This is a genomic window from Staphylococcus caprae, from assembly GCF_002902725.1.
Classification (GTDB): Bacteria; Bacillota; Bacilli; order Staphylococcales; family Staphylococcaceae; genus Staphylococcus; species Staphylococcus caprae.
Genome location: NZ_PPRT01000006.1, coordinates 22083 through 39769 on the forward strand (window position 1 = coordinate 22083; position 17687 = coordinate 39769).

Annotated in this window: 18 protein-coding genes; 3 read left to right on the plus strand and 15 right to left on the minus strand. The window is 33.6% G+C overall.

Going from position 1 to position 17687, the window contains the following annotated elements; translation table 11 throughout:
• Positions 1–23: 23 nt before the first annotated feature.
• The 5 genes from vraR to map form a co-directional block, all read right to left on the minus strand.
• Positions 24–653: a response regulator transcription factor VraR gene (vraR, locus tag CD155_RS01180; protein ID WP_037541848.1), complete on the minus strand. Its 630-nt coding sequence runs from the start codon at positions 651–653 to the stop codon at positions 24–26.
• Entirely contained in the window at positions 643–1689 is a 1047-nt protein-coding gene (gene vraS, locus CD155_RS01185; RefSeq protein ID WP_103212304.1) for a sensor histidine kinase VraS, read from the minus strand. The genes vraR and vraS overlap by 11 nt, the downstream gene beginning before the upstream one ends.
• Positions 1686–2387 carry a cell wall-active antibiotics response protein VraT gene (gene vraT, locus CD155_RS01190; RefSeq protein WP_103212305.1) on the minus strand — a complete coding sequence of 234 codons (702 nt, stop codon included), beginning with the start codon at positions 2385–2387 and terminating at the stop codon, positions 1686–1688. Before vraT ends, vraS begins: the two co-directional genes overlap by 4 nt.
• 14 nt (positions 2388–2401) lie before the next feature.
• On the minus strand, positions 2402–2788 hold the full coding sequence (locus tag CD155_RS01195; protein ID WP_070873356.1) for a hypothetical protein: 387 nt from the start codon (positions 2786–2788) through the stop codon (positions 2402–2404).
• 154 nt (positions 2789–2942) lie between these two features.
• Positions 2943–3698, minus strand: a complete 756-nt coding sequence (gene map / locus CD155_RS01200; RefSeq protein WP_070873355.1) for a type I methionyl aminopeptidase — start codon at positions 3696–3698, stop codon at positions 2943–2945.
• Positions 3699–3872: 174 nt separating this feature from the next.
• Here map and CD155_RS01205 point away from each other — a divergent pair, with 174 nt between their 5' ends.
• Entirely contained in the window at positions 3873–4862 is a 990-nt protein-coding gene (locus tag CD155_RS01205) for an FUSC family protein (RefSeq protein ID WP_002445470.1), read from the plus strand.
• Between the two features lie 142 nt (positions 4863–5004).
• Here the strand turns inward: CD155_RS01205 and isaB are convergent, their stop codons facing one another.
• The 3 genes from isaB to murT form a co-directional block, all read right to left on the minus strand.
• Positions 5005–5556: an immunodominant staphylococcal antigen IsaB family protein gene (isaB, locus tag CD155_RS01210; protein ID WP_002445468.1), complete on the minus strand. Its 552-nt coding sequence runs from the start codon at positions 5554–5556 to the stop codon at positions 5005–5007.
• Between the two features lie 461 nt (positions 5557–6017).
• On the minus strand, positions 6018–6743 hold the full coding sequence (gene gatD / locus CD155_RS01215; RefSeq protein WP_103212306.1) for a lipid II isoglutaminyl synthase subunit GatD: 726 nt from the start codon (positions 6741–6743) through the stop codon (positions 6018–6020).
• A complete protein-coding gene (gene murT / locus CD155_RS01220) occupies positions 6744–8057 on the minus strand; it encodes a lipid II isoglutaminyl synthase subunit MurT (RefSeq protein WP_103212307.1) in 1314 nt (437 codons plus the stop codon).
• Positions 8058–8285: 228 nt separating this feature from the next.
• Between murT and ftnA the strand changes: the two genes are divergently transcribed.
• Both ftnA and CD155_RS01230 read left to right on the plus strand, forming a co-directional pair.
• A complete protein-coding gene (ftnA, locus tag CD155_RS01225) occupies positions 8286–8786 on the plus strand; it encodes an H-type ferritin FtnA (protein WP_002445463.1) in 501 nt (166 codons plus the stop codon).
• A 254-nt stretch (positions 8787–9040) separates the two neighbouring features.
• Positions 9041–9595, plus strand: coding sequence for a 3'-5' exonuclease (locus CD155_RS01230; protein ID WP_103212308.1), 555 nt, complete (start codon positions 9041–9043; stop codon positions 9593–9595).
• 37 nt (positions 9596–9632) lie between these two features.
• Here the strand turns inward: CD155_RS01230 and dinB are convergent, their stop codons facing one another.
• The 7 genes from dinB to gatC all read right to left on the minus strand — a co-directional run bounded on the left by dinB (position 9633) and on the right by gatC (position 17626).
• Positions 9633–10703: a DNA polymerase IV gene (dinB, locus tag CD155_RS01235; RefSeq protein WP_103212309.1), complete on the minus strand. Its 1071-nt coding sequence runs from the start codon at positions 10701–10703 to the stop codon at positions 9633–9635.
• Positions 10704–11072: 369 nt separating this feature from the next.
• Positions 11073–11615, minus strand: a complete 543-nt coding sequence (locus tag CD155_RS01240) for a DUF3267 domain-containing protein (RefSeq protein ID WP_002445455.1) — start codon at positions 11613–11615, stop codon at positions 11073–11075.
• Positions 11616–11766: 151 nt separating this feature from the next.
• Positions 11767–13128, minus strand: coding sequence for a 23S rRNA (uracil(1939)-C(5))-methyltransferase RlmD (rlmD, locus tag CD155_RS01245; protein ID WP_070873351.1), 1362 nt, complete (start codon positions 13126–13128; stop codon positions 11767–11769).
• Between the two features lie 70 nt (positions 13129–13198).
• A complete protein-coding gene (locus CD155_RS01250) occupies positions 13199–14167 on the minus strand; it encodes a diacylglycerol kinase (RefSeq protein WP_002445451.1) in 969 nt (322 codons plus the stop codon).
• A gap of 257 nt (positions 14168–14424) precedes the next feature.
• On the minus strand, positions 14425–15852 hold the full coding sequence (gene gatB / locus CD155_RS01255; RefSeq protein ID WP_002445449.1) for an Asp-tRNA(Asn)/Glu-tRNA(Gln) amidotransferase subunit GatB: 1428 nt from the start codon (positions 15850–15852) through the stop codon (positions 14425–14427).
• 12 nt (positions 15853–15864) lie between these two features.
• Positions 15865–17322 carry an Asp-tRNA(Asn)/Glu-tRNA(Gln) amidotransferase subunit GatA gene (gene gatA, locus CD155_RS01260; RefSeq protein WP_002445447.1) on the minus strand — a complete coding sequence of 486 codons (1458 nt, stop codon included), beginning with the start codon at positions 17320–17322 and terminating at the stop codon, positions 15865–15867.
• 1 nt (position 17323) lies between these two features.
• The gene (gatC, locus tag CD155_RS01265) at positions 17324–17626 is read right to left on the minus strand and encodes an Asp-tRNA(Asn)/Glu-tRNA(Gln) amidotransferase subunit GatC (RefSeq protein ID WP_002445445.1); all 303 of its coding nucleotides are present in this window, start codon (positions 17624–17626) and stop codon (positions 17324–17326) included.
• Positions 17627–17687 lie beyond the last annotated feature (61 nt).

A 17687-nucleotide genomic window follows, 5' to 3' on the forward strand; every position in this document is an offset into this window, starting at 1 on the left:
TTCGCCTTTTATTTTTTGTTATTTTATTGTATAAGATTGTGTTGGAAAGCATAGATAACAGCTTGTGTTCTATCTTGTACTTCTAATTTACTTAGAATATTACTCACATGCGTTTTAACAGTTTTAATTGTAATATGAGATGCACTCGCAATTTCTTGATTTGAATACCCTTTTGCGATTAATAATAAGATTTCCATTTCACGTTCTGTTAACATTTCATATAATTCCGCACGTTTTTTCATTCGATTTCTCATTTTCACAAGTACTTCAGGTTCAAACACTGATTCACCTTGATATGTTTTACGTACTGCTTCAGCAATATCACTTGCGCTTGTTGTTTTTAAAATATAACTATCCACACCGGCATCTAACGCACGATAAACTTCTTTATCTTCAATAAAGCTTGTTAACATCACGACTTTAATATGTGGTAAATCCTTTTTTATTTCGGTTGTGGCTTCTACACCATCCATATCGTCCATCAGTAGGTCCATTAAAATTAAATCTGGCTTTAATTCGTGTGCTTTCTCAATGGCTTCTTTTCCTGAAGCACCCTCACCTACTACCTCAATATCTTCTTGTGTAGAAAGATAACTAGAAATACCTATTCTAACCATTTCGTGATCATCCACAAATAATACTTTAATCGCCATTTGATTCATCCTCCTTGTTCAATGGTGCTTTGACTTCTATACGTGTACCTGAATCTGGTAACGATACGATATGGAATGTGGCACCAATCTCTAATGCGCGTTCTCTCATATTTTTTAAACCATAACTTTGTTCAAATTTTTCATCTACATTGAAACCTTTACCATTATCTTGAACTCTTAACAGTAAATAATCTTCTTTATTGAATAATTCTACCGTTACTTTCGAACCATTCGAATGTCTTAATGTATTGGAAATCGCTTCTTGAGTAATTCTAAACAAATGATCTTCAATACCTTTAGGTACTTTGAAATCTTGAATTTCATGAACCACTTTCATAGGCACTTTCTTTTGAAGATCAATGACTAAATCTTTAATTCCTTCACCTAGAGACTTATCTTTTAATCCTATAGGTCTTAAGTGTAGAAGTAACGCTCTCATTTCAAGCTGTGAATCTTGAACCATTTTCTCTAGAACAGGAATTTGTTGGTCTAAAGGCGGTTCTAATTTAGATTCTTTAATCGCTGAAAGCATCATACTTGCGGCAAATAATTGCTGACTTACCGAATCATGTAATTCTCTAGCCAAGCGCTGGCGTTCATCTTCTATAATTTTTTTCACTTTCACATCATTTAGATTATAGTTTTCATTTGTCATGTTTTGCGTTTTCATTCTCAATCGATGTAATTCTTGATTTAAGGGTACCAATGTATGATAAATATCTAAAGTCTCACTATATAACTCTAAATTTTGATCGTTAATACCAACTGTTTCCCCTTCAATCGATCTTTCAATTTGAGATTTAATCCAATCATTTTGTTGATTGATTTTATACGCTAACACAGACCCTACAATGATGCATAATAAGATAATTAATATATTTAAGAATAAAAATACGGGAATTCCAAATATTTGGGTGTAAAACATCCCTTGAAAATAAATAATATTAACAAAAACTTTGTCAATGAATAAAAAAGCAGTGAGCATGCTATAGACAAGTATTAGCATCGATCCAATTGCTCTTATGTAGTGATTCATTTATAAATCACCTCAACGTCTCCAATAAATGTTGAAACGTAAACATTGACTGTATAGTTGTCATCTTTAGTTTTTTCCTCAACTTGAATATGATTATTCTCAATTTTATATGATTTGTCATTTACATATGCCGTTCCGTAAAAAGCTGCTGTATGTAAATTAATGTTGTAATTTAACGGCACAACCACTTGTACTTTACCTAAGATGTGACGCACGACAATTGTGTTCGTTTCTTTAATATTAGCCGCTTTGGTCATATCAATATGGATGTCACCAATTCCATGTTGAATTTGCACATCTTCCCATTTATACACATATACGGGTGTACGTTGTTCACCGAACCATTTTTGCTTTATAAAAATAGGTGATGTCACTTCTTCATCTGTTGCAACTACCTTTAAAGGTTTAAATTTATAAATTAAATAGCGGATAATGAGTACAACTAAGAATATAAAAAGAATGATAATCGTGTACTTATTTGATAATAAAGTAAAGGCGATAAGTAACGCACCTATCCAGAATGACAGTAAACCTCTTACTTTACGAAAGAATACATACCCCACATACACGAGCACGCATCCTAATAATAAGACGAGAAGAAAGCCAATTTTTTCAAAGAATATATAATAAAAATTAGCGATAATCATTAAAGCTGTAAAAATTATCAACATTTCAGTTGATATATATTTATGCGTCATGTTTCGCCACCTTTCTATGCTACAGCACTCATATGATAAATTAAGTTACATTCATTTTCTGTAGTTATTTTTTCTTTAGATTGTTGATGAATATCCGCTTCTATTCTCGCATAATACGCTTCTATATCATCAAGTTTTGTTTTAATACTTTCAATTTCTGTATCATGAATTTCCTCAGCACAATAAATGTCATGATTATTTACGATGTCGATATATTTATTTTCTAATGAGAGTGTTAAGCTGTCAATTAACTTCTTGAGTTGCGTTCTTTTTTCACTTAAATAATTAATATAACTCTCAATACTTTTTAATTTTTTATCGAGTATCATTCTGTATTCATTGATACTATCTTTAATTGTTGATTTTAGAAAATGTTGTAAGTATAAATCCATATAATTCATAGTACCACCTCGTCACTGATTAAGCTTTATTATAAAACAATTCCGAAACCTAACGTAATAGGCTCCGGAACCATATTGAGTTCATACTTTAGTCCGACGAGGATTTCATATGATTATTTTAATTACTTCATTAAATCTGAAAATGACGCAACGATTAGTCATCAATTTTAGTTGTTAATACTGGACCTTCTTTTGTAACAATGACTGTGTGTTCTATTTGAGCCACAAAACTTTTATCTTTTGTTTCAAAAGCCCATTCGTTTTTACCTTCAGTCACATATGTAGCACGTGATGAAATAAAAGGTTCTACAGCGATAACAAGACCTTCTTTTAATAACGTTTTATCCTTAGGATCATAATAATTCATGACATGTTTTGGTGATTCATGTAATGATTGTCCAACACCATGTCCAGTTAAATTTTTAATGACAGTTAAGTCATTTTGACGTGCAGTAGCATGCACAGCTTTACCAATGTTGCTTAATTTCGCACCAGGTTTCACTTTAGTCATTGCATTTTCAAATGCCATCGTTGCTACATCACACACTTTTTGTTTCATAGGATTATCTGATTCACCAACGACAAATGAGATGCCTGTATCGGCATAGTAGCCATTTTTTAACGCTGACACATCAATATTTACTAAATCGCCTTCACGAATCATACGTTTACCAGGAATGCCGTGTGCTACCTCTTCGTTCACACTAATACATGTTTGACCTGGAAAGTTCTCATCGTGGATTGGCGCAGAGATTGCACCATGTTCTTCGAATAATTCTTTGGCGATATTGTCTAACTCTCGAGTTGTGACACCAGGTTTTGTTGCTTCTCGCATTGTGTCTCTGACTTTAGCACAAATGTATCCTATTTCTTTTAACGCTTGTAATTCTTCATCAGTTTTAACAATCATTTTATCCCGTTCCTTTATAAATTTTATTACATCTTATTATAGCAAATTTTTTTTGATATACTAAACATGAATCATATATCACGTTACATTGTAAAATTATTTTTAAGAGAAAGAGAATTTGTATAAAGTATTAGCTTTTCGAATTCCCTTTTACTGCAAAGGGGTCATATAAGTATGAACGTAAAATGGTATAAACATATTATTGGGGCTAGGACAATTAAAACTGGTCTTGCAACTTTCCTAACAACGGTGTTTTGTATGTTGCTTAACCTCACCCCGATATTCGCAATATTAACTGCGATTGTAACCATTGAACCTACTGCTAAGGCTTCCATCAAAAAAGGATATAAACGTCTTCCTGCAACGGTAATAGGTGCGTTATTTGCGGTAATCTTTACATATATTTTTGGAGATCAATCCCCTCTAAGTTATGCGCTAGCTGCAACATTTACAATTTTAGTTTGCACTAAGCTCAATTTACAAGTGGGGACAAATGTTGCTGTACTTACTTCAGTCGCAATGATTCCAGGTATCCATGAAGCGTACTATTTCAATTTCTTTTCTAGATTATTAACTGCCCTGATAGGACTTGTGACGGCTGGCTTAGTTAACTTTATCATCTTACCTCCCAAGTATTATCATCAACTTGAAGACCAATTATCACTTTCAGAGAAAAAGATGTACGAATTATTTTACGCTCGTTGCCAAGAGTTATTACTAGGTAAGTTCAGCTCTGAAAAAAGTAATAAACAACTCACTAAATTAAATATTATCGCTCAAAAAATTGAAACATTAACAAGCTATCAAAGAGATGAACTCCATTATCATAAAAATAAAGAAGATGACTGGAAGTTGCTAAATAAAATAACAAATCGTGCATATAATAATCGTTTATTTATTTCACATTTATCAAATATCATCTATTTACCTAAGAACACGCACGTTGCTTTTACACCTAATGAAAAAATGGCAATCATTAATATTAGCAATAGTATCAATGAAATTATTAGTAATGGCAGCTTTAAACGGCAGAAGAAATCAGCTTCAACTTTGAAGACATCTGTGAAGCGCTTAGAGGAATTTGATCAAAATCAAATGAAAAGTCATCTCATATATGAAATGCTACTGATTTATAAAATTTTAGATTCACGCTATGCCAAATAAAAAGATATTAAAAGGAGTTTTTTGGGGGGCAAAATGAAATAGCATGATTAACAATGAAAAGCTCTGAACATACAAATACCTCAGAAAGACTGAATCATTATACGTCTTTCTGAGGTATTATTTTATGATTTACTAGTAAAATTTATTCTGTTTCGCCTTGACCGATTGTAACTGAAGTTACATAACCGTCTTCAACTTTGAATTGTAATTTGATTTGATCACCGTGATATACGTATGTACCGTCATCAGGTTGATCTGCATTCGAACTTGTGTGTGGGATATGATTTAATTTATCACTAGGATAAGCATCTTTCATCTGATCTAAAGTGACTGATTGATCTGTTACTTTAAAGCGAATACTCACAGCAGTATCGTCGCTTGTTGCTCTAACTTCTTGGTCATAAACTTTTTTGTATTCTACATTGTCGTCGTTATCTTGATCGATAGAGTAGCCGTTAAAATTCAACTGTCCACTATCTAATGCGTTAACAAAATCTGAATCTGCAAGATATGAAGCGTTTTGTCCAGCGTTACCTTTATGTGTATAACCACCTTCAGCTTCGTTCATGTGAACACCATAATGTGTTTCGTTATTTTCCCCTTTAACCATTTGTTCAGCGTGTGCAACTTGCGAAAGTGAAAAAGCAATCGTTGATGCAGCGAGTGTCAGACCCATCAATTTTAAACCTTTCATTTTCTCACTCCTATTTTAGTTGTATAAATTTAAAATTCTCCCTTACGAGTTCAGTATATCAATCGATTAATTTATAATTAATTATTTTTCTTATATTAAGCGTTTTAGCACTTTACTGTCTAAATATAAAATTTTTAGGACATCTAAGCATCCTAAGTGTCTCATAAAAAAAGAGTTAAATTGAAAACCACAATTGGTCATTCAACCTAACTCTCTATAAAATATTCGATTTTCACTATGCAGACTTTACAGAACCCTTTTAAAAATTTGGTTTAATATATCAATACTTCGTATTGCTTAGCTCCCTTGCCGCGGGCATGGCTTGAGCCTGTAGTCTCAAGACGCATGCTATTCCTGCAGGCGTGTCGCCATCAATACTTCGTATATCTGTTAAGAATAAAAATTCTCGACTGATAAACATTTTCTAATAGTCTGCTACATTCATTTTCACTTTATTTACATTAGTGTTTGTTTCCTTTTGCTCTTTCGATGAGGACGCTTTTAGCTGCTTCTTCTTCGGTATTATCTAATTCCTTAGGTTCAAAAGGAATACCTTTACGTTCGCATGCTTTTTCAAGGAGATAATCTGTCATTTCATGGTTCTTAGGTAAAATAGGACCATGTAAATAGGAGCCTAACAAGTTTTTATAATGGATACCTTCTTCACGGTCAGTGTCATTATTACCATATCCATGTGTCACATGTCCTAATGTTCCAAAGTTATGATATGTTCTTCCACCGTGATTCTCAAAACCTACAATCGTTCCGAAAGTGTCACTCTCAATGACAATATCACCTGTTAAACGATCCGTTTGAGATTCAGTGTAAAAATCTAGCACACCCAATCCTTCTAGCTCGGTACCATCTGGCGTAATATATTTAGTACCCAAGAATTGGTATCCTCCGCATATCGTAAGTCCTGGCATCCCATCTTCAATTGCTTCTTTAAGAGACGTTTTAATCTTACTTAATTCTTTAGTAGCAAGTGCTTGTTCTCTGTCACTACCTCCGCCAATGAAGAAGATATCGCAATCGTCGAATGTTACGCCTTCAGTTTCATTAATTTCTTTGACGTTAAGTTTAATATTTCTTTTTTTAGCGCGTTTTCTTAACGCTATAATATTACCAATATCACTATATAAATTTAATTTATCCGACATAAAATGATAAACCGTTAATTCATTCATTTACGACTGCCCTCCTTCAAATGAGCGATTGAGTTGCTCTAACATAGGTGCTAGAGATGTATAGTTTGGTATAGCTACCGTAAACGATGTATAGTTCATTGTTTGAGCAGTTGCTTTATAAATGTCCTTTTCAACGATAATAGGTACATTGACTTCAGCTAGCTTCAAACGCAATTGAAGTTCTTCGGCACGCGTACCTGTCACTATAATTGCTTCAATATCTTGATTGCTTAACTTTTCAAAGTCAGCATCATATATCCATGAAGTATCACGGCCATCTGCAGCATTGTCATTCAAACTAATCACATAGACTTTCTTGCCCTCTATCTGTTCTCCAACGGATAAACTTGCATTCATACCAGCCGGATTCTTAGCTAAATTAATCATCGCTTCTTTATTATCTTTAGAAAAATACTGCATCCGTCCATTATCTGAAGTGTACGTTTCAAAACCTTTTTCAATTGATTCATCACTAAGACCTAATTCTCGTAATACAGTATACGCAGCGATTGCATTATATGCATTAAAGTCTCCAGCAATCTTCATATTAAATAAATGATTATTAATTGTCATATTTAAAAACGGTGAAACTTCAAAAGATGATACTTCATATGTAGGATCTTCACGTTTGAAACCACATTGACAATGATAATGGCCGATTTGATTGTAATGTATATAATCATATTGCAATAGACGACCACAATTAGGGCAATATTTACTTTCATTCATCGTACTTTGTTCGAATTCGTGTGCATGTGCTTTCATACCATAATATACAAGTGAATCACTTGCGATTTTCAAACGACTAACAAATGGATCATCGGCATTTAACAATAATTTGATTCCTTTATTACTAATTGATTTCGCAATATTGTTAACCATAATATCTATTTCGCCAAATCTATCCATCTGATCTCTGAAGAAGTTCGTAAACACCATCATTGACGGTGTCACTTCTTTTAACACACGCGGAATTGAACCTTCATCGATTTCTATGATAGCGATTTTAGTTTCTTTAGAAATTTGCATAATGAAGGCAGATGTAATCCCAGCAGCCATGTTTGCGCCTTCGTTATTATGAATAATCTTAATTTGATTTGCTTTTAACGTATGTCCGATTAAGTTAGATGTTGTTGTCTTTCCATTTGTCCCACTGATAAACACAATATCATCTACTTGTTCAGACAATTTTCTTAATATATTTTGATCCACACGACGTGCAATTTGCCCAGGTAAGTCCGTTCCCTTTTTACCAACAGCGATACTTGCCTTACGAGCCAACTTAGCCATGTGGGTTGCAGTCCATTGTCTCATGCGTTTCCTCCTCTTAATTCCACTCGCATAATTATAACATGTAAAGGGTATAACAAAAAAGATTCTCAATTCTTATGGGGCTAGCTATTTATAGATTAGAATAATTATTATCTGTAATTGAGAATGGTTATCTCTAGATTAGAATAATTATTATTTACTATTGAGAAAAGGTCTGTTATACTCATAAGTGTTATTAATTAATTAAATTTTTATATGAGGTGAAAAAAGATGTTAAGTAAAGATCTACTCAAAGCATTAAATGAACAAATGAACCACGAATATTTCGCTGCGCATGCTTATATGGCAATGGCTGCTTATTGCGATAAAGAGTCTTATGAAGGATTTGCAAATTTCTATATTGAACAAGCTAAAGAAGAACGTTATCACGGTAAAAAAATCTATGACTATATCAACGACCGTGGCGAACATGCAGTATTCGATACATTAAAAGCGCCTAAAGTAGAATTCTCATCTATTTTAGAAACTTTTAAAGATGGTTTAGATCAAGAAAGAGATGTAACTAAACGTTTCTATAACTTATCTGAACTTGCACACAAAGATAAAGACTATGCTACAATTTCATTCTTAAATTGGTTCTTAGATGAACAAGTTGAAGAAGAATCAACTTTTGAAACACACATTGATTATCTAACTCGTATTGGCGATGATTGCAATACACTTTACTTATATGAAAAAGAATTAGCTGCACGTTCTTTTGACGAAGAGTAATTTTAATTTAATACTCGTATTTTTATGAGAGAGTGATTTAACTAAACTGTTAATGAAGTGATACGCTTCGTTGACAGTTTATTTTTTAATTTTATAGCGCGTTGTTTTGGAGTTCCCTTTCTGTGATGAAAATGAATTGATGATGTGAATGTGCAATTGTTTTTACTATGCAGGTTGTAAGAAGTGTTATAAAATATATAATTAAAACGTTTAATCACAAAGTATTAAATGGTTATATTGAAAGGAATGTTGCAATGAATCAAAATGCATTTGTAGCGTTAGACTTTGAAACAGCTAATGGAAAACGCACGAGTATTTGTTCTGTTGGAATGGTAAAGGTCATTGATAATCAAATAACCGAATCATTCTACACGCTTGTGAATCCTTTTGATTATTTTACTGAAACAAATATTAACGTTCATGGTATTAAGCCAGAGGATGTTGAAGGTGCTCCAAGTTTCGAATATGTCTATCCGTACATGTTACAATTTATCGATCAATTACCAGTTGTTGCCCATAACGCAGCTTTTGATATGAATGTCTTACACCAAAGTTTAAAGCAACTTAATATAGAAACGCCCTCGATGACTTATTTTTGTTCGTATCAACTTGCTAAACGCACGATTGACGCATATCGTTATGGTTTGAAACACCTGATGAATCATTATAAATTAGATTTTCATGGTCACCACGATGCACTTAATGATGCAAAAGCTTGTGCTATGATTACATTTAGATTGCTTAAACATTATGATGATCTTCCAAGTATGCTCAATATTTATGGGAAGAATCTTAAAGATAAAGGCTGATTTACCACTATATACAAGTGATAATCAGCCTTATTTTTTATATAAAATCATATATTGTCATGTTTCGATAACTCGATTGTTCTAAATTGCCGACAGTTACGCCGATAAGACGAATTGGAACATCAGGGTCTTTTAAATCATTATAAAGTGAATAAGCAATGTTATAAATATCTGTTTCAGATTGCACTGAATCTCTTAAACTTGTTTGTTTTGAGAGTGTTTCATATTGAAATGTTTTAATTTTAACAGTTACAGTTTTACCAGATTTCTGCAATTTATTGAGTCTTTCTGCTGTCTTTCCAGATAGCTCCCAGACCTTTCTCAAGATTTCATCATCATCATTCACATCAGTAGAAAATGTACGCTCGGTACCTACGGATTTCCGTACGCGTGTCGCTTTAACTTCATTATTGTCAATGCCCCGTGCTTTGTTATATAAACCTCGTCCCCTTTTCCCAAATAAGCGTATGAGTTCAAACTCATCTTTATTATATAAATCTTGTCCTGTAAAGATTCCATTATCATGCATCACTTTCTTTGAAGCCTTACCCACGCCAGGAAAATCTCCAATATCTAAATGCATTAGAATCTCATGCACATTCTGATAATCAATCACCGTCATGCCATTAGGCTTATTCATACCACTTGCTAATTTAGCTAAAAATTTATTATATGAAACCCCAGCAGATGCTGTAAGTTGCGTTTTTTCATATATATCACGTCGAATATAATTAGCAATTCTTGAAGCTGGCATATCGGGTCTTACTAGATGCGTAATATCTAAGTAAGCTTCATCAAGTGACATGGGTTCTACAATTTCTGTATAACTACGGAATATTTCCATAATTTGTTGAGAAGCTTCTCTATAAGCACCAAAGCGACTTGTGACATAGTATCCATTAGGACAAAGTTTGTGAGCTTGAGACATTGGCATTGCGGAATGTACACCGTATTTTCTTGCTTCATAAGATGCCGTTGATACGACACCTCGATTACTTGCTTTACCTCCAACGATGACCGGTTTACCTTTTAATTTGGGATTATCTCGCATTTCAACTTGTGCGAAAAAATAATCCATATCAATATGAATAATCCTTCTTTCTGCCATTGTCTCACCCCACTTTCCACGATTCTCAAAATAGCTTTATATTATTATACGCTTTAAATAGATATTTTACATGTATTGTGCACACTTTAAATACCATAACTCAACTTTAATTTTAAAAAAAAACGAATAAGTTAAAGCCAAACCTTATATTCTTAACAAATGAAGTATGGATGGCAAGACTCCTGAGGGAACAGAACAAACTGAAGACTACAGGCTGAAGTTGTCCCCTAGGAAAGCGCGGCCATCCAATACGAAGTAATTATATCAAACGAATATTTCTATATTTCGTATTTTAACTATGATTATCATTCCATTATTTTCGAAAACTAAAAACCACTTATCCGCTTCAATGGATAAGTGGCCTATTGATTATTCGTGATTGGCTTGGGTTGGTTTATTTTGATATAAATATAAACCTTCATCATATTTTTGAATATATTTAAATTTACTTGTAAGCGCAAGTGCGACTAAAAATACATCAATCATGCAGTAACTAGTATGTATACTAAACATAAAGATTAATGAAGAATAGGAATAAAGTTGTATCAAAGTGAGTAATGCTACACTGATAATTACAAGTGGTGCTAATAGAATCGTTGTAAATTGCCATCTATTAAAACAAGTATTAGAGAATTGTACGATAATAGTACTTTTCTTATATTTCAATATAGGCTTTTCACCTTTTGAAAACACGATAAATAATACACGATGAATCAATTCGTGAACAATCAATAGAACAATAAATCCAATAAAGCCATATAGCAGATTCATTACTAAATTTTGTTCAATCACGTGCGTGACTTTATATGCCCATTTATAAGTGAATAGTACGACAAATAATCCTAAAACAATTTGCAATAAAATAAATCGCTGAAGTTGAAATTTATTTTCTGATAAATCTATTTTATGCACAACCAACCCTCCAATACTCTATTTTTCAACCATAGTATACAACTTTTATTTAGGTTAAAAAAGACTCTTTTCAAGAAAGTAAGTTGCTTGTAATATAACCTTAACATTCAATATACATTTGCAATTAATTGCATTCTATTTATATAATCTTTTACATTCGCTCAAACAATGCCACGGTCTCAATATGTGTGGTTTGCGGGAACATATCTACTGGCGTTATTTCAACTAAATGATAATGACTCGCTAACATTTGTGCATCTCTTTGTTGAGTAGATGGATTACAAGATATATACACGATACGTTTAGGGTTCAATTTGAGTAATGTTTTGATAAACGTCTCATCGCAACCTTTTCTTGGTGGATCAACCATGACAACGTCTGGTTTAATTCCTTGTGCTTTCCATTCTAGAATAATATCTTCTGCTTTCCCACATTCAAAAGTCGTATTATTTAATTGGTTTTTAGTCGCATTCTCTTCTGCGTCTTTAATTGCAGAAGGTACGACTTCGACGCCATATACATGTTTCGCTTGTGGTGCCATGTATAAACCAATTGTACCAATGCCACAATACGTATCTAATACAATTTCTTCGCCAGTTAACTGCGCGTAATCGATTGCTTTTTGATAGAGCTTTTCAGTTTGGGCAGAATTAATTTGATAGAATGATTGGTCTGAGATATTGAACGTCACTTCACTCAATTGGTCGACAATTTTCTCTTTACCATACAATGTCACAGAATGACGGCCCATAATGACATTTGAATGACTGTCATTGATATTTTGTTTGATACTCGTAATATTAGGAAAGGCATTTTTAAGCTTTTCAACAAGCATTTCAGAATGCTTAAATTTCTTACCATTTGTTACAAATATAACCATCATTTCATCAGTATGGTGCCCAGTTCTCACAACGAGATGTCTGATTAATCCTGTTTTAGATTGTTCATCATAGATACTAATATTCAGTTCATTAAGCCATTGTTTAACATGATTCATCACTTCTTGGTGTTGTTCATCTTGAATTAAGCAATGATCCATATCGATAATGTCATGACTTCTTTGACGATAGAATCCCATGATCACTTGCCCATCTTTATTCTTGCCTACAGGTATTTGAGATTTATTACGATATCTCCACGGTTGTTCCATACCTACCGTGGGATTTATTGGCGTATCTTTGAAAGGTCCCTTTCTATGAAAAAGGTTGACGACTTGTTCTTTCTTCATATCAAGTTGTGCCTGATATGTCATATGTTGCAGCTGACAACCTCCACATTTGTAATAATACATACACGGTGGAGTTATTCTATCTTTGCTCTCCTTTTTAACTTCAAGTAACTTCCCTATCGCAAAGTTCTTTTTAACTTTAATGAGTTTAAATTCGATCTCTTCATCTATTAATGCGTTCGGTACAAATACTGGATAACGATCAATTTTCACTACACCATGCCCTTCGTGTGTTAAATCGACAACGTTCCCAATTCTCACATCGTTCTTTTTTAATGTTTCCAAAACGTTTCCCCCACATGCAAAAAGGTTAGGACAGCAAATTCTGGGTCTCCTAACCTTTTGATTTATATTCTCATTGCTCGGTCGTTGTTTGTTGCTTTTCAGAAGTAATATCTGGCGTCGTACCATTATCTAATAATTCCTCATTGAAAACGTCTTTCGGTGTGAAGACTTCAATATGACGCTCTAGATTTAAGAAATTGGCAGGTAGTTTACCACCATATTCTCCATCGACATTAAGTTGCATCTCTGTATAGGATGAGATATTAATTGATTTAGCCTTTTCATAGATTACTTTCGGATGTTTCGTATGTTCTCCTCTTGAAGCTAATGTCATGATATGTCCTAACTCTGCTAAATTAGCCTTTTCCACAATAATTAAAGTGAAATGACCATCGTCTAATTTCGCATCGGGTACTAACTTTTCAAAGCCAGCCATAGAATTTGTTAAACCAAGTAGGAAGAGTAATGCCTCACCTTGGAAAACTTTATCATCATATTCAATACGAATATCAACTGCCTTCATTTGTGGCAACATTTCAAATCCTTTAATGTAGTATGCGAATGGACCTACAATAGACTTCAGTTTACTTGGCGTCTCATACGATACTTGAGTTAATCGACCCCCAGCCGCAAGATTAATAAAGTAACGATTATTCATCTTACCAATGTCTACTTTAGTTGTATGACCATCAATGATGACATCAACTGCACCCATAATGTCGTTAGGCAAGTGTAGTGCACGTCCAAAGTCATTGACTGTACCCATTGGTATAATTCCTAATTTAGGACGATTAGGTTGTTCAGCAATCCCATTGACGACTTCATTTAACGTTCCATCGCCACCTGCAGCAATAAGTAAATCATAATGACTACTTAACGCTCTTTCTGCTTCAATTGTTGCGTCTCCAGCCTTTTCAGTTGCATATGCGCTAGTCTCGTAACCAGCTTTCTCCAATTTAATTAATACATCTGGTAATACGCGTTTAAAAAGTTCTTTCCCTGATGTCGGGTTATATATAATTCTTGCACGTTTTCTCATTGTTAATCCCTCGACTTCATATACTCATACATTATATTAAATGATTTAAACATCAGTTGAAAGTATTTATTACTAATTCTCTTAACTAATCTGCTTTGCCAAGTCTTTTTAATTGGAAAATGATTTCTTTTTTCAATTTTTGTATTTTATTATGATGATTTTTTAGAAATAACTTAATCTCAACTTTTCAAAAAATAAAGCTTCTACCACATGTCTTTAAACATACAGTAGAAGCTTTAAAGTAAGTATTTGATTGATTAACGTTTGTCTAGTTCTTGTTTTAATAAGCCATTTACTTTTTGAGGATTTGCTTGGCCTTTTGAAGCTTTCATAATTTGTCCAACTAAGAAGCCCATCGCTTTCCCTTTACCATTTTTATAATCTTCAACAGATTGAGGGTTATTATCTAAAGCTTCATTAACAAATTTTAATAATGTCGCTTCGTCAGAGATTTGTACTAAACCTTTGTCTTCCATGATTTGTTTAGCATCTCCACCATTTTCAGCAAGTTCTGGGAAGACTTTCTTAGCAATTTTACTACTCATCGTACCGTCTTCAATTAATTTAATCATGCCGGCAAGGTTTTCAGGAGTTAACTGAGTATCTTGTAATTCAACTTGATTTTTATTTAAATACTCGTTTACGCCACCCATTAACCAGTTAGAAGTTAATTTAACGTCGGCACCATGTTGGATTGCACCTTCGAAGAAATCTGACATTTCTTTCGTAAGTGTTAATACATGTGCGTCATACTCAGGTAATCCTAAATCATTTACATATTTAGCTTTACGTTCATCCGGTAGTTCTGGGATTGTTTGACGAACACGTTCTTTCCATTCTTCATCAACGTATAAAGGTACAATGTCTGGTTCTGGGAAGTAACGGTAATCATCAGAACCTTCTTTGACACGCATTAAAATTGTTTTACCAGTAGATTCATCGAAACGACGTGTTTCTTGACCGATTTCTCCACCATTTAACAATTCTTCTTCTTGTCGTTTTTCCTCATATTCTAAACCTTTTCTTACATAGTTAAATGAGTTAAGGTTTTTCAATTCTGTTTTAGTACCAAATTCTTTTTGACCATAAGGACGTAATGAAATGTTGGCATCACAACGAAGTGAACCTTCTTCCATTTTACAATCTGATACACCTGTGTATTGGATAATTGAACGTAATTTTTCTAAATAAGCATATGCTTCTTGAGGAGAACGAATGTCTGGCTCAGAAACAATTTCAATTAACGGCGTACCTTGACGGTTTAAGTCAACTAATGAATAACCATCTTTATGTGTTGATTTACCAGCATCTTCTTCCATATGAAGACGTGTGATACCGATACGTTTAGTTTCTCCGTCTACTTCGATATCGATATAACCATTTTCACCAATTGGTTGATCAAATTGTGAAATTTGATATGCCTTAGGATTATCTGGGTAGAAATAGTTTTTACGATCAAATTTAGAATTCGTAGCGATATCCATATTTAATGCCATTGAAGCTCTCATAGCCCAATCTACTGCGCGTCTATTTACGACTGGTAATACACCTGGATATGCTAAGTCGATAACATTTGTGTTTGAGTTAGGTTCAGCTCCAAAATGCGCTGGTGATGGAGAGAACATTTTTGAGTCTGTTTTTAACTCAACATGAACTTCAAGTCCTATAACTGTTTCAAAATGCATGATTTCCACTCCTTATAAATTTTCGTATGCGTCATGTAAGTTGTATTGTGTTTCATATTGATAAGCTACACGATATAACGTCTTTTCATCGAATGGTTTACCAATGAATTGTAAACCAATTGGTCGTCCGTTAGATTGTCCGCAAGGAACAGAAATACCAGGTAAACCAGCTAAGTTAACTGGTGTAGTTAATAAGTCGTTCGCGTACATTGTTAATGGATCATCAATTTCTTCGCCGATATTAAATGCAGTTGTTGGTGTAGTTGGTCCTACAACAACATCATATTCTTCAAATACTTTATCAAAGTCATTTTTAATTAATGTTCTTACTTTTTGAGACTTTTTATAGAATGCATCATAATAACCAGAGCTTAATGCGAAGGTACCAAGGAAAATACGACGTTTAACTTCGTCACCAAATCCTTCTGATCTAGACATTTTATATAATTCTTCTAATGATTGCGCCTCTTTTGAGTGGTAACCGTAACGAATACCATCGAAACGAGCCAAGTTTGCTGATGCTTCAGATGAAGCAATCACGTAGTATGAAGGAATGCCATATTTAGTATTTGGTAGTGAAACTTGTTCTACTTCAGCACCTAAAGATCTTAAAGTTTCAATTGCATTTTTAACAGCGTCTTTAACCTCTTCACTTATACCCTCACTTACATATTCTTTAGGGAAAGCAATTTTAAGCCCTTTAATATCTTTACCGATATCAGAAGTGAAATCTACATCTTCTACAGGAGCACTCGTTGAATCATTTGCATCTACACCTGAAATCGTTTCAAGTACAAGTGCGTTATCTTTTACATTACGAGTGATAGGTCCGATTTGGTCTAATGAAGATGCGAATGCTACAAGACCAAAACGTGACACACGACCATAAGTAGGTTTCATACCTACAACACCACAATAAGCTGCTGGTTGTCTAATAGAACCACCAGTATCAGAACCTAAACTGAATGGCACTAAGCCAGCTGCAACCGCTGCTGCAGAACCACCAGAAGAACCACCTGGTACTGCTGTATGGTCAAATGGGTTTAATGTCTTTTTGAAGTAAGATGTTTCTGTTGAACCACCCATCGCAAATTCATCCATGTTTAATTTACCAATTAATACAGCATTTTCATCGTATAATTTATTCATTACTGTTGATTCATAAATAGGTACGAAACCTTCTAACATTTTACTTGCGCAAGTTGTTTCAACATCTTTTGTAATAATATTGTCTTTGATACCCATTGGGATACCAAATAATTTACCTTCCATTTGGTCTTTCGCTTGTAATTCATCTAATTCTTCTGCTTTTTTAATAGCATTATCTTTATCTAATGCTAAGAAAGATTTAATCGTAGGATCAGTTTCTTCGATAGCTGCGTAAATATCTTTAACCACATCAGAAGGTTTAATTTCTTTGTTCTTAATCATTTCTGTTAATTTCTCAACAGATTCATAACGAATACTCATCTTAAGCGTCCTCCTCATTCATGATGGATGGCACTTTAAATTGTCCATCTTCTGTTTCTTTTGCATTTTTCAATGCTAATTCTTGAGGAATGCCCTCGATTGCTTTGTCGTCACGTAGCACGTTTTGTAAATCTAATACGTGATAAGTTGGCTCAACACCTTCAGTATCAGCACTGTCATTTTGTTTTGCAAAATCTAAAATACTTTCTAAAGTGTTAGCCATTTCTTCTGTTTCTTCAGAAGTAATTTGAAGTCTAGCTAAATTAGCAATGTGTTCAACTTCTTCACGTGTAACTTTAGTCATTAAATAATAGCCTCCTTAATACTCATTCATCACCAAATTGTATCAAATTTCGCAATAAAAA

Coding starts and splice junctions, on each gene's coding strand:
- ftnA (WP_002445463.1), top strand. CDS start 8,286: ATGTTAAGTAAAGATCTACTCAAAGCATTAAATGAACAAATGAACCAC.
- CD155_RS01250 (WP_002445451.1), bottom strand. CDS start 14,167: ATGAGAAAACGTGCAAGAATTATATATAACCCGACATCAGGGAAAGAA.
- gatC (WP_002445445.1), bottom strand. CDS start 17,626: ATGACTAAAGTTACACGTGAAGAAGTTGAACACATTGCTAATTTAGCT.
- gatD (WP_103212306.1), bottom strand. CDS start 6,743: ATGAATGAATTAACGGTTTATCATTTTATGTCGGATAAATTAAATTTA.
- isaB (WP_002445468.1), bottom strand. CDS start 5,556: ATGAAAGGTTTAAAATTGATGGGTCTGACACTCGCTGCATCAACGATT.
- gatA (WP_002445447.1), bottom strand. CDS start 17,322: ATGAGTATTCGTTATGAATCTGTTGAGAAATTAACAGAAATGATTAAG.
- vraT (WP_103212305.1), bottom strand. CDS start 2,387: ATGACGCATAAATATATATCAACTGAAATGTTGATAATTTTTACAGCT.
- gatB (WP_002445449.1), bottom strand. CDS start 15,852: ATGCATTTTGAAACAGTTATAGGACTTGAAGTTCATGTTGAGTTAAAA.
- CD155_RS01195 (WP_070873356.1), bottom strand. CDS start 2,788: ATGAATTATATGGATTTATACTTACAACATTTTCTAAAATCAACAATT.
- map (WP_070873355.1), bottom strand. CDS start 3,698: ATGATTGTTAAAACTGATGAAGAATTACAAGCGTTAAAAGAAATAGGA.
- vraR (WP_037541848.1), bottom strand. CDS start 653: ATGGCGATTAAAGTATTATTTGTGGATGATCACGAAATGGTTAGAATA.
- CD155_RS01205 (WP_002445470.1), top strand. CDS start 3,873: ATGAACGTAAAATGGTATAAACATATTATTGGGGCTAGGACAATTAAA.
- dinB (WP_103212309.1), bottom strand. CDS start 10,703: ATGGCAGAAAGAAGGATTATTCATATTGATATGGATTATTTTTTCGCA.
- murT (WP_103212307.1), bottom strand. CDS start 8,057: ATGAGACAATGGACTGCAACCCACATGGCTAAGTTGGCTCGTAAGGCA.
- vraS (WP_103212304.1), bottom strand. CDS start 1,689: ATGAATCACTACATAAGAGCAATTGGATCGATGCTAATACTTGTCTAT.
- CD155_RS01230 (WP_103212308.1), top strand. CDS start 9,041: ATGAATCAAAATGCATTTGTAGCGTTAGACTTTGAAACAGCTAATGGA.